This is a genomic window from Burkholderia sp. Se-20378, assembly GCF_017104665.1.
Classification (GTDB): Bacteria; Pseudomonadota; Gammaproteobacteria; order Burkholderiales; family Burkholderiaceae; genus Burkholderia; species Burkholderia lata.
On record NZ_JAAGPG010000242.1, the window covers coordinates 1 to 12,069 of the forward strand.

9 protein-coding genes and 1 pseudogene are annotated in these 12,069 nt (G+C 66.6%); 6 read left to right on the plus strand and 4 right to left on the minus strand.

From position 1 onward, the window contains the following. The gene (locus tag G3N93_RS23015; protein ID WP_174937750.1) at positions 1 to 702 is read right to left on the minus strand and encodes a (2Fe-2S)-binding protein; all 702 of its coding nucleotides are present in this window, start codon (positions 700 to 702) and stop codon (positions 1 to 3) included. Beyond that, positions 699 to 3,575, minus strand: a complete 2,877-nt coding sequence (locus G3N93_RS23020; protein WP_174937748.1) for a xanthine dehydrogenase family protein molybdopterin-binding subunit — start codon at positions 3,573 to 3,575, stop codon at positions 699 to 701. The genes G3N93_RS23015 and G3N93_RS23020 overlap by 4 nt, the downstream gene beginning before the upstream one ends. A 520-nt stretch (positions 3,576 to 4,095) precedes the next feature. Between G3N93_RS23020 and G3N93_RS23025 the strand changes: the two genes are divergently transcribed. The 3 genes from G3N93_RS23025 to G3N93_RS23035 all read left to right on the plus strand — a co-directional run bounded on the left by G3N93_RS23025 (position 4,096) and on the right by G3N93_RS23035 (position 7,468). After that, complete coding sequence (locus G3N93_RS23025) at positions 4,096 to 5,646, plus strand: sensor domain-containing diguanylate cyclase (RefSeq protein WP_206134021.1); 1,551 nt, start codon at positions 4,096 to 4,098, stop codon at positions 5,644 to 5,646. A 256-nt stretch (positions 5,647 to 5,902) separates the two neighbouring features. After that, entirely contained in the window at positions 5,903 to 6,178 is a 276-nt protein-coding gene (locus G3N93_RS23030) for a hypothetical protein (protein WP_174937744.1), read from the plus strand. Positions 6,179 to 6,433: 255 nt separating this feature from the next. Continuing rightward, entirely contained in the window at positions 6,434 to 7,468 is a 1,035-nt protein-coding gene (locus tag G3N93_RS23035) for a succinylglutamate desuccinylase/aspartoacylase family protein (protein WP_174937742.1), read from the plus strand. Positions 7,469 to 7,545: 77 nt separating this feature from the next. Here G3N93_RS23035 and G3N93_RS23040 read toward each other — a convergent pair whose 3' ends face one another. Further along, positions 7,546 to 8,613 carry a hypothetical protein gene (locus tag G3N93_RS23040; protein WP_374196500.1) on the minus strand — a complete coding sequence of 356 codons (1,068 nt, stop codon included), beginning with the start codon at positions 8,611 to 8,613 and terminating at the stop codon, positions 7,546 to 7,548. 215 nt (positions 8,614 to 8,828) lie between these two features. Beyond that, the gene (locus G3N93_RS23045; RefSeq protein WP_174988817.1) at positions 8,829 to 9,449 is read right to left on the minus strand and encodes a nucleotidyltransferase domain-containing protein; all 621 of its coding nucleotides are present in this window, start codon (positions 9,447 to 9,449) and stop codon (positions 8,829 to 8,831) included. 351 nt (positions 9,450 to 9,800) lie between these two features. Between G3N93_RS23045 and G3N93_RS23050 the strand changes: the two genes are divergently transcribed. From G3N93_RS23050 to G3N93_RS23060, 3 genes and pseudogenes are all read left to right on the plus strand, one after another. Continuing rightward, entirely contained in the window at positions 9,801 to 10,361 is a 561-nt protein-coding gene (locus G3N93_RS23050; protein ID WP_174988819.1) for a GNAT family N-acetyltransferase, read from the plus strand. A 56-nt stretch (positions 10,362 to 10,417) separates the two neighbouring features. Continuing rightward, positions 10,418 to 11,365 carry an ABC transporter substrate-binding protein gene (locus G3N93_RS23055; protein ID WP_206134022.1) on the plus strand — a complete coding sequence of 316 codons (948 nt, stop codon included), beginning with the start codon at positions 10,418 to 10,420 and terminating at the stop codon, positions 11,363 to 11,365. A gap of 63 nt (positions 11,366 to 11,428) precedes the next feature. Further along, positions 11,429 to 11,863, plus strand: a pseudogene (locus G3N93_RS23060) (MsnO8 family LLM class oxidoreductase); the annotation flags it as partial. Positions 11,864 to 12,069: the final 206 nt, after the last annotated feature.

Below are 12,069 nucleotides of genomic sequence, written 5' to 3' on the forward strand. Positions count from 1 at the left end.
TCATGCGGCGTCCTTCACGAGTCCCGGCGTCGTCAGCACCACGTCCTTGACGGCTTCGTAGTAGCGGACATAGCCCGTGCAGCGGCAGAGGTGCGCGTCGAGCGCCTCGGTGATCGTGCGCTCGACGTCGGCCTTCGCAATCGGCTCGCGCTTCAGGCGTTCGATCAGCACGGTCGCCGCGTTGACGAAGCCCGGCGTGCAGTAGCCGCACTGGAAGCTGAAGTGCTCGAGGAACTTCTGCTGGATCGGCGACAGCTCGACCACTTCGCCCGCTTCGTTGCGCTTCGCATGGCCTTCGATCGTGCGGATCGAGCGGCCGTGGAAGAAGTGCGCGCCGGTGATGCAGGTGCGCATTTCCTCGCTCGTGCCGTCCGGCTTGTCGACGATCACGACGCACGCGTGGCAGATGCCCTGCCCGCAGCCGAGCCGCGAACCGGTGAGGCCCGCGTACTCGTGCAGGAACTCGATCATCATCAGCCCTTCCGGCACCTGCATCGGGCCGACGGACTTGCCGTTGATATTGATCGACAGCGGTTTCGACTGGAACCGGACGAGCGGACGCTCGACAGCGGCCGGTGCCGAAGCCGATGCCGGTACAGCTGGGGCAGATGCCGGCGCGGCCGAAGCCGCCGCCGGTGCGGAAGCGCCGGTCGCAGCGGCGCTGGCGCTCGCGGCCGAAGCCGCGGTTTGGGCGGTCGTCATGCGAGCACCTCCTGAATCTTTTGCGGGGTCACCGGCAGGTCGGTGAAACGATGGCCGATCGCGTGCGCGATGCCGTTCACGATCGCGCCGACGACGGGAATCATCACCACTTCGGCGACACCCTTCGGCGGATCGGTCTCGGACAGCGGCGGCAGCACGTCGCCCGTCTGCGTCCAGACGGCAACGTCGGACGCGCGCGGCAGTTGGTAACGGTTGAAGTTCCACGTGCCGTTGCCGGGGCCGTCTTCATACAGCGGCAGGTACTCGTGCAACGCGTGGCCGATGCCCATCGCGAGACCGCCCTGCAACTGGCCCGACACGAGCTGCGGCGAAATCTGGTTGCCGCACTCCATGATCGAGTGGTGCGTGAGCAGCTCGACCTTGCCGGTCGCTTCGTGCACGGCCAGCTCGACCAGCGTGCCGACTGCCGTGTAGTACGTGACGGCCGCGTTGTTGCGGCTCGTCGGCGGGATGAACACGCGCTTGCGGTCCAGCACGCGGTAGCCGTTCGCGGTCGGCGCCAGCGTGCCGCGCATCGCGGTCGCGCCGGCCGGTGCGGCGGTGCCGGGCACCGGGCCGTTGTCACCCGTCTTCGGCGCGCCGACGCGCAGCGACAGCCCGTCGATCGGCAGACGCTCGACCGAGCCGCCCACTTCGAACTCGGCGTCGGTCCACTGCCAGCGGTTGAACACGTGCACGACGGCGCCGGTCGGCAGGCCAAGCGCATAGGCCTGCTTCGCGAGCTGTTCGAACGACAGCGGCTCGAGGCCGTCGGCGGTCAGCTTGCCGTCGACCCAGCGCGCGTCCTCGATGCGGATCGTGTACGGTGCCGCCTGGCCGCCGCCGAGGCCGCGCGTCCAGATCGACATCGCCGCCGGCCACAGGCCGTAGCGGAACACCGCGCGCGCGGCTTCGCGCGTGCTGTGCGTGAAGTAGTACGCGGAGTTCGTCGCGCTCGACGGCGACGCATAGTTCGGCGACCAGCGCGGGTTCGCACTCAGGCGATCCTGGTCGGCCTGCGACATGATGTACGGATCGCCGCTGGTCTCGACCGGCAGGTCCGGCCACTCGGTCACGGCCACGCGCACTTCCGTTGCCGGACGGCCCAGCCATTTCGCGACCGCGACGGCCTGCGACGTCGACATCCCGGTGCCGATCTCGGCTGCCGTGTGTTGCAGCGACACCTTGCCGTTCTCGTCGAATTCGACCTTCGCGAACGACGCTTCCGCACCCGTGCCGAAATCCTTCTGCACGCAGGCGAAGCCGACGCCGTAGCGCTTGCCCGGGTTCGCGGCCTCGTATTCGGCCTTGCGTGCGGCACGGCGCGTCCACAGCGGATGCTGCTTCGAGCGCTCGAGCACCTCGTCGACGCGCAGCGCGCCGGCGGGAATCGCACCCTGCGTGTTCTTCATCCCCGAACGCAGCGCGTTGCGCAGGCGGAAATCGATCGGGTCGATGTTCAGCTGCGCGGCGATCTCGTCGACCGCCATCTCGGTCGCCGCCATGCTCTGCAGCGTGCCGTAGCCGCGCGCGGAGCCGGCATCGATCGCGCGCGACGCGATCGCGACTGCAGCCAGGTCGCTCTTCGGGAAGTAATAGATCGATTGCGCAGCCGTCGCACCCACCATCGCCACCGACGGCGAGAAGTTCGAGCGCCCGCCACCGTTCGCCTCGAAGTCGCCCTTGAACGACTGCAGCAGGCCCGTGTTGCGATCGACCGCGATCCGGTAATGCATCTTGAACGCGTGACGCTTCAGCGACGTCTGGAACTGCTCGTAGCGGTCGTTCGCGAAACGCACCGGGCGGCCGTCCGCGTACAGCGCGCAGACGAGGCCGTAGAACGGCACGTTGAAGTGATCCTTGGAGCCGTAGCCGACCGTGTAGCACGGATGCACGAACAGCTTCTTCACCGGGAAGCGGCACTTCGCGACCATCGCGGCCGCGTTCTCCGCCACTTCGAGCGGCGACTGCGTCGGCACGACGAGGTGCAGCGACTGCGTCGCGCTGTCGTACCAGCAGTTCGCGTTGTCCGGCTCGAGCGCGGACGTGTCGACCGACTGCGTGTTGTACTCGCGGTCGAACACGAGCCAGTCGGCCGACGGATGGTCGAGCTCGCCGGCGATCTGCCCGGCCAGGAACATGCCCTGCTCGTCGAGCTTGCCGTGCTCCTTGCCGTCCGGCCACACCGGCAGGTGCTTGCGCATCATGCTCGGGAAAATCGGCGCGTCCTTCAGGCTCGAATAGACGTCGTCGTCATAGGCCGTCTTGCCGCCCACCCGCACGTAGCGGAAGGTGCCCCACGGATCGCGCTCGAGCGGGCCCGTGACCGCGCCGTAGCGGATCACGTCGTCGCGGAACTTGAGCGCGTTCTTCGCGAAGCGGAAGCGCGCGAAGTCGTGGTAGATGAGGATCGCGACCGCATGGCCGAGATACGCGGGCGTCTTGCCGGCCGGCAGCAACATGTCGTCGCCGTAGAACGTCGGGAACGCGACGCCGTCGCGCGCGAGATCGTCGGCCGTGACCACGCGGTCCGGCTTCAGGTCGTCGCCGAGCAGCGACAGGTCGAAGCCTTCGTACGTGCGGTCGGCCTGCGTGACGCGCAGGATCAGCGCATGCGACTGCTGCTGCGGCCAGTGAGGCATGTCGGCGGCGCGCACGTCACGGGCGAACACTTTCGAGCCCGTGACCTTCGCGATGCCGTCGATGCGGAATTGGGGGATGCCGGTGACGCTATCCCATTTGACGGGGGTGAGGAGTTTTTCTTCGAAGAGCGCCGCGAATGCGCGGCTGCCCAGGGGCGCGACATACACTGCGACGCCCGCCAGCACGCTGGCTTTCAGAAAACCCCGCCGTGACAGGCCGTGGTTTTTCATTGGGGGGAACCTCCTGATGCGGCTCGGACGGCGATCGGGTGTCGCGACGTTCGGAGCGGCGCGCATTCTGGCATTGTTTTAGATATATCGCCTATAGTATTTCTCGCATGAAATACTTATTGAATTTCTTATAACGGTATTCAGCCGGGCTGCGACAGCCGGTCGCGGGACGCGATTAGTCCGCATCGCGCCCCCGTTTGCAGCGGTTTCGATCGGTTCGACCGCGCCCGACGGACACGCGCCTCGTGCATGGCAACCGGTCTCCTGCCGGTCGCCGCGACGCATTCCGTTCGCAACGATGCTGCCCCTGCGCCGGCGAATGCGCAAGACTTTCGCGGGCGTGGTTTACGACTATTGGCCGATACGGCGCCCGGTGCCGCCGGCCTGCCCGGGCAACCCGCGCCGCCCGTGTTTCATGGTAATGTCGTGCGCATCCGGCCTGGCCGGGCTTCCGCCACGTGCCGTGCGGGCGCCGCCAGCCATCGCGACATCACGCGACATCGTGTCGAGGTTAAAAACCATGGCAGTCAGGACATCTCTCCTGCACTCCGTTCTCGCCACTCCCCCCTCCGGCAACCACCGTGTGACGGCCGCGCTGCGCCCGTCGATGCTCGTTACCCTGTTCGAAGACGTCCGCCCGATGGCGCTCTCCGGGCTCGCGAGCGGCTTCGTCGCGGCCGTCGCGCTGATCCGGCTGCAGCAGCTCTGGTGTCTCGCATGGTTGATCGTCGACGCCGGCCTGCTCATCGCGCGGCTCTCGATCGCGCGTGCCTACACGGTTCAGCGCGACGCCGGTGACGACCGCGCCGAATACTGGGCGATGCACTATGCGCCCGTGTCGCTCGTCGCGTGCTTCGTGCTCGGCCTCGGCGTGATGGGCTGCGTGCAGGCCGTCGACGTCGAGCTCGGCACGCTGTCGGTGATGGTCGCGGGCGGCGTGTTCGGCGGGATCGCGTCGCGCAATTCGGCGCTGCCGCGGCTCGCGATGATGCAGGTCACGCTCGGCGTGCTGCCGATCGGTGTCGGTGCGCTGCTGGCCCACCGGTCGGGCGCGTGGCTGCTGCTGCCGCCGCTCGCGATCTATCTCGCCGCGATGCGCACGGTCGTCCAGCGTCACTATCGCGTGCTCGTCGCGCTGATCGCCGCGCGCCAGCGCAACGCCGAACTCGTCGCGCGCTTCGACGCCGCGCTCACTTATATGCCGCACGGCCTGTGCATGATCGACGGCGAGCGCCGCGTGATCGTCGCGAACCGGCGCACCGCGCAACTGTTCGGCTCGCCGCGCGAGATCATGCTCGATACGCCGCTGCCCGCCGTCGTCGCCGCGCTCGGCGCGAACGACGCGACCGATCCCGGTGGCGCCAGTCTCGCCGCGCAGTGCGAGCTCTGGCTGACCTGCGACGAACCCGTGCCGCTCGACGTCGTGCTCGCCGACGGCCGCCAGCTCGAACTGACGCGCCATCGCGTGCCGGACGGCAACGCGGTGATCATCGTCGAGGATGTGACCGCGCGCCGCCAGACCGAGCAGCACATCCGGCATCTCGCGCGGCACGATGCGCTGACGGGTTTGCCGAACCGCCACGAACTGCATGCGCGACTCAAGCGGATGCTCGCGCGCCGGCCGCGCACGCCGGACGCCGCGCTCGCCGTCATGTACCTCGACCTCGACGGCTTCAAGGCGATCAACGACCGGTTCGGCCACCAGGCCGGCGACGACGTGCTGACGCAGGTCGCCGAGCGGCTCGGCAACACGCTGCCGGCCGGCGAGCTGGCCGCGCGAATCGGCGGCGACGAGTTCGTCGTCGCGATCGACGACACGACGATGCAGGCGTGCTCGCTCCTCGCCACGCGCATCATCCGGCAGATCTCGGCACCGTACACGCTGTCGATCGGCGAGACGGTGAGCCTCGGGATCAGCATCGGCATCGCGCTCGACGACGGACACGGCTCCCCCGATGAACTGATCCGGCAAGCCGACAGCGCGCTGTACGACGCGAAGTCGGCCGGCAAGGGCATCTACCGCTTCTATTCGAGCGGCAGCAGCCGGGTCACGCCGGTCACCGCGAGCTGACCCGACCACGCACGCCGGCTGCATCGCCCGCTTTCTCCCGCCTCCGCATCCTCCCGACGATTCAATTCCGAAACGCTTTGCGTGGTCGCACGTGGCGTCGCGCGTTCGCGTGTCACGTGACGTGTTCCGTAACATCGCCGCTCCCCACTCGTCACGTTGGCTGCAGAAGCCGGCACGATCGACACAGCGCCGGGCTTTTCAAGCCTGGCACTCTTATTGCTCCCTGTCAGGGAAACAGGTTGTCAGGGAGACCAACATGAATACCGTCGAAGTCCTCAGCCGCAGCGAAACCATCGACGAACTGGATGTGATCGACGGTGAATCGCTGATCCGCCGGCTCGTGTCCGAACGCCGCATGCCGGCCGCCCGCGAGGCCCGATGCGTCGACAATCCACCACTGACGCTGTACGGCGCATTTCGCCAGGGCGTCGCCGATCACGGCGCGCGCCGCGCGAATCCGTATCGCGCCGGCAGCCGTTTCTGGGCCCTGTGGGAAGAAGGACGTCTCGAAGCTGAAACATCGGGCCGGTAAGCCGGCTGCACGCGCCGACCCTGTCGCGGCAAGGGGCCGGCGCGAAACATCAGGCCCGAATGCGGCCGGCCGACCACCCGGCATGCGTTCATCGCTGCAACATCGCACGGGGTGTCGCGTATCGGCTTTGCAACGCGCCCGTACGCATCCATGTGCTTGCCGGTTGATGGCGTTCGGCGTTGCGCGTGTCGGGCACGGCGCGCGGCAGTCGTTTCCCGATAAGATGGCGAATTCCGTTCATCGAACGATGCCGCCATGACCGCCTCTTCCTCACACCGCAATCCCATCCACTGCGAAATCGATCTCGACGCACCAGGCAAGCACGCGGGCTACCTGCGGCTGCCGCATTCCGTGCACCGCTCGGCGTACGGCTGGCTGCCGATCCCGATCGCGTCGATCCGCAACGGCGACGGCCCGGTCGCGCTCGTGATGGCCGGGAATCACGGCGACGAGTACGAAGGCCAGATCATCGTGTCGCAACTGATGCGCGAGATCGAGCCGGAGATGGTCAGCGGGCAGTTGATCCTGCTGCCGATGGCGAATTTCCCGGCGGCGGATGCAGGCCTGCGCGTGTCGCCGCTCGACGAAGGCAACCTGAACCGCAGCTTCCCCGGCGACCCGACCGGCACGCCGACGCAGATGATCGCCCACTACATCGAGCATGTGCTGCTGTCGCGTGCGGAGTATCTGGTCGACTTGCACTCGGGCGGCAGTTCGCTGCTGTACCAGGGCGGCAACATGCTCGCGATCGATCCGCTCGACGCCGACGAAGCCGCGAAGCTCAACGGGCTGCTGGTCGCGTTCGGGTTGCACAATGCGCTGCTGCACGCGCCGAATCCCGTGCATTCGGCATCGGCCGCGCGCCGCCAGGGCGCGATCTCGATCGTGACCGAACTCGGCGGCGCGGGCATGGCCGATCCCTCGCTGATCCGGATGGGCCGCCACGGGCTGCTGCACTATCTCGGCCATATCGGTCTGCTGCACGGCGCGCTCGTGCCCGATGCACCGCCGACCGTCACGCGCTTCATGCGGGTCGACGGCGACCGCCATTTCGTCTACGCGTACGAGCGCGGGCTATACGAGCCGCTCGTCGAACTCGGCGACCAGGTGAAGGCCGGGCAGCCGGCCGCGTGGGTGCATTTCCCCGATACGCCGTTGCGCGAACCGGTGCTGCACCGCTTCAAGGGCGACGGCGAAGTGGTGTGCAAGCGCGTGCCCGCGCAGGTGCAGCGCGGGGACTGCCTGTTTCAGCTGGCGGAGTTGTCGACGCCGCCGCGCGTCATCGAGTGATCGCGACTGGCGCAACCCGCCCCCGCGAAGGACATCGACGACGCGTCGCAACCGTCATGTTGCAAACCCGCTGACCGTCAGCCGGACGACCCTGGCAGCTCGTTTCCCTGCGCGGCACCGCATTGATGGCAATGCGGGAAGAAGAAGAAATTCCGGCCGCCGCATTCGCACACATTGAATAGCCTCAACCCGCAATGTACGCAGAACGTGGAATCGTCGCCGCCGAGATTCCATTGTTTGTCGCATGACGGGCAGCGCTTCTTTTCGAGTGACCGAACGGCTTTTTCGTATCCGATCGTGCGCGCGCGTGCGCCCTGATCCTGCTGCAATTCGAGCCGTTTGCGTTCGGCATAGCGCTGAAATGCCTTCATCATGTAAAGGCCGGCGAATACCGTGAGCGCAATGCCGACCAGAACCCGGACATAGCCGCCGAAATTCGGCAAGTACGGAACCAGTTCAATGAAAAACGCACTCAGTGCAAACAGGCCAAAGCCATACACGAAAGGCCAGTAGCGCACCTTGCGGTAGCGGATGAACAGCCAGGTCGCAACCAGCAGTATCGGTAACGTCAGCGCCAACCGCAGCCCGAACACTTGCATCTCGTAGTGCCGTGTTGCCGCGTCGAGGCGCCGTTCGGCCGCTGCGTCCGCTTCGGCGATTTGCGTGTCCACTTGAGCCTGCTGCGTGGCCAATGCCCGTTGCTGATCGCTGATTGCATCGATCTGATGCTGCCAGTTGGTCACCACGGCCTGGAGCGTATCGAGCTTGTGCGTCCTGGCCAGAATGTCCGGATCCCTCGCACCGTCTCCGGTCACCGAGCGGGTTGCCAGCCAGTTTCGGAAACTCTCCTTCTCGGCCGCGTACTCCTTCGCGGCGCGGCCGCGCGCCACTTCCATTGTGTCGACCTTCTCGACAAGCGCGTCGTGCTGAGCCTGCAGACGGCGCCGCACCGTGTCCAGCCGCGCCTTTGCCTGGGCATCGGCGAATTGCTCGATGACGGGCGGACCGCCGCTCGGCGCGAATGCCATGTCGCGGATCACGAGACTGCCGAGCATGTTCAAAAAGATCGCGAAGATGATCGCAATCACCCATGACGCGAGTCGCAGGAGCCGCGCTGGACTGGTCAGGCCGTCGCCGGAAGTCATCATTATTTTTTGCCCTCTGCTGGAATGGTTTTCATTGTCGTCAATCTCGATACAGCCGTCGATTGTCTCGTTCTCGTCGATTTCAACCGGGCGTCGATCGGATGCCGCGTACCGACCGGAGCGGTCTTGCAAGCTCGCTGGAAGCGGTCGCTCGACTGCTCGGCGTGCAAAGTGCAACTGTCTCGTGAGCCCGTCTCTCTGCTCGACGATCGTCGCTATACGCGTTCGAAGGTTACGTCGATTACCTCTCGCACCGCGTCAAGGGAAGCGCCCGGCTTCAGCGCAGTCTCGAATATGCTGAAATGCGTCTCGTCGGTTTCCCTTAGTCTGCGAAAACTCTGTTTGGGGCCCAGGTACCAGTTGCGACGAACGGCAAAGTAGTCTTCGAGCAAAACGAACAAGAGCCAGTGAAGACGGAAGTTCCCCTCGACGTCCCCTTTCGCGGCTCGCTCAAGCATCTTTTCTGCCCAGATTTTTCTGACCTGTAACTCCGTGTTTGGCACATGCTCAGGTCCTGCGTCGAAAAGCGCCTTCACATCATCAAGTACCTTGTCGCCGAAGCCGTCTTTTTGAAAGAGTATCCGCCCGCCGTTGATCCTGATCCAGCCTGGATCAGCTTCGTCATTTGTTGAATGAACGAACAGATCGAGAAACACACCGTTCCAACGCGAGGCAACGCGCTGGTGGTCGACGGCATCCCGAAAGGCAATTACGTCAATATCGCTCGCAGCCTCCCAGTCGTCGCGTGCGCGGGAACCATAGAGAATGGCCGTGTGGCATCCGTATCTCAGACGCAAGTCGTCGGCGAGAGATTCGATCAACTCGTTGTTTGTCATTGTCTACCCGCACCGGGTGGAGATGCCACGATTGTCGTGGATTTGTCCGCAACGGTCGATCGGCCGAAACTGGCCGGGAACCGTCACCGTCATGGGGTTCGCCCCACCGCACTCCCCCTGCAAGCCTTCTTACACCACCCGCGAAATCCTTATCGAAATTGCTTCGTTCGCCTTTGCCGGCCGCGCCGCTAACGTGTTCAAAACGGCGGCGGCCCGCCCTCTGCATCCCAGCAGGATACGCATCGGCCGCCGCCATCACGACAACCGCGTCGCGATAACGGAACAGACCGGACGGGCCGCGTGCCCGCACCCCGCCAGGAACGTCCGCATCGCGCGCCCTTCGCGATGCCCATGGCCACGACCGACCGCATCATCGACACGACGCCGCTCGACGTCCGCGCACAACCGCTGATCGACGCGCTGATCGACGAGTATTCGACCCGTTACCACGCGTATCGCCCCGACAGCCACGCGTCCGCACGCGATGAACTGGCGCGCTACCCGGCCGAACTGTTCGCGCCGCCCGAAGGCGCGTTCGTGCTGCTGCTGCGCGACGGCGAGACGATCGGCGGCGGCGCGTTCAAGCGCTACGACGCGCAGACCGCCGAGCTCAAACGCATCTGGACCCGCTCGGACCTGCGTCGCCAGGGCCTTGCCCGCCTCATCGTCGAGGCGCTCGAACTGCGCGCCGCGCAGCAAGGCTATCGCCGCATCTACCTGACCACCGGCTTTCGCCAGCCCGAAGCATGGGCGCTGTACGACCGCACCGGCTATACGCGGCTGTTCGATTCGTCGATCGCGCCCGAGGTGCATTACCACCTGCGGTTCGGCAAGGATCTCGCCGATCCGTCGCGCACATCGACGCTGGCCGACCTGTGGGCGCCCGTGCCCGAACCGGTGCTGTCGCGCTGACCGCGACCGCCCCCCTGCATCCCTCCGATCTCCGCTTGCCACCACAGGACGCTTTCATGCAACGAGCCGTACCGCTTTCTTCCCGTGCCGCGCGCACGCTGGCCGCCGCACTGATCGGCCTGACCGCGTTCGCCGCAGCCGCGGCCGCCGGCACCTTCGACCTGAGCCCCGAACAGCGCGGCCGCCCGCGCGGTGTGGCCGATGCGGCCGTCGAGCGTGCAGTGCCCGCATCGTTCAAGTTCGCCGAACCCGGCACGCTGACGATCGGCGTTGCGCCCAGCCTGCCGCCGATCAGCTCGTATGCGACCGACGCGCGCACGGTGATCGGCTTCGACGCCGACGTCGGCCAGCTCGTGTCCGACAGCCTCGGCCGCAAGCTGAAGATCGTCGCGCTCGCGTGGGCCGACTGGCCGCTCGCGCTCGAATCCGGGAAAGTCGACGCGGTGATCTCGAACGTCACCGTCACCGAGGAGCGCAAGCAGAAATTCGATTTCTCGACCTACCGCAAGGACCAGGTCGGCTTCTACGTGCGCAACGACAGCAAGATCCAGGCGATCCGCGAGCCGAAGGACGTCGCGGGGCTGCGTGTCGTGACCGACGCCGGCACCAACCAGGAAAAGATCCTGCTCGCGTGGGATCGCGAGAACGTCGCGCACGGGCTGAAACCCGTGCAGATCCAGTACTACGACGACCAGGCAATGCGCATCGTCGCCGTGCAGTCGGGGCGCGCCGATGCCGTGTTCAGCGTGAACTCGGTGCTCGCATACCAGAGCGCGCAGCAAGGCAAGACGCGGCTCGTCGGCGCGATCAGCGGCGGCTGGCCGCGCACGGCCGACATCGCGATCGCGACGCGCCGCGGCAGCGGGCTCGCCGATCCGCTCACCGTCGCACTGAACGGGCTGATCAAGAACGGCCGCTACCAGCAGGTGCTCGACCGCTGGAACCTCGCGTCCGAAGCGATCGACCAGTCGCGCACGAATCCGCCGGGGCTGCCGAAGAGCTGAGCGCAGCTCCTGCCGACTGTCCATTCACGCTCACTTCACGCTCACGCAGGAACGCCGCCCACCATGTCTTATTCGCTTTCGCTGCTGGACAAGAGTCCGATCGCCGACGGCGCGAACGCCGCCGATGCGCTGCGCTTCACCACGACGCTCGCGCAACGCGCCGAACAGCTCGGCTACGAGCGCTTCTGGGTCGCCGAGCATCATGGCACGCCGGCTTTCGCAAGCTCGGCGCCCGAGATCGTCGTCGCGCACCTGCTCGCGCATACGTCGCGCATTCGCGTCGGCTCGGGCGGCGTGATGCTGCAGCACTACAGCCCGTTCAAGGTCGCCGAAACCTTCAAGGTGCTGGCCGCGCTCGCGCCGGGCCGCGTCGATCTCGGCGTCGGCAAGGCGCCCGGCGGGCTGCCGCTGACCACGCGCGCGCTGCAGTGGTTCCACGACAAGGCGCGCAAGCCGGACTTCGCGGGCCAGTTGGCGGAGCTCGACGCGTTTCTCGGCGATTTTCCGTTTCGCCTGATCTCAGCGGCGGCGCCCGTCGCTGGTGGACGCCGCCGGTGCCCGGCTTTCTCGACGCGGGGCCCGCACACGCGCAGGCCGTGCCGGCGCCTGCCGAGCTCGGCGCCGCGCGCGGCCTGAGCCGCGCAACGTTGCGGCGGCCGGCGAGGGCCGCACGCAGCAGCTAGCGACCGCCGCCCCAGCCATCA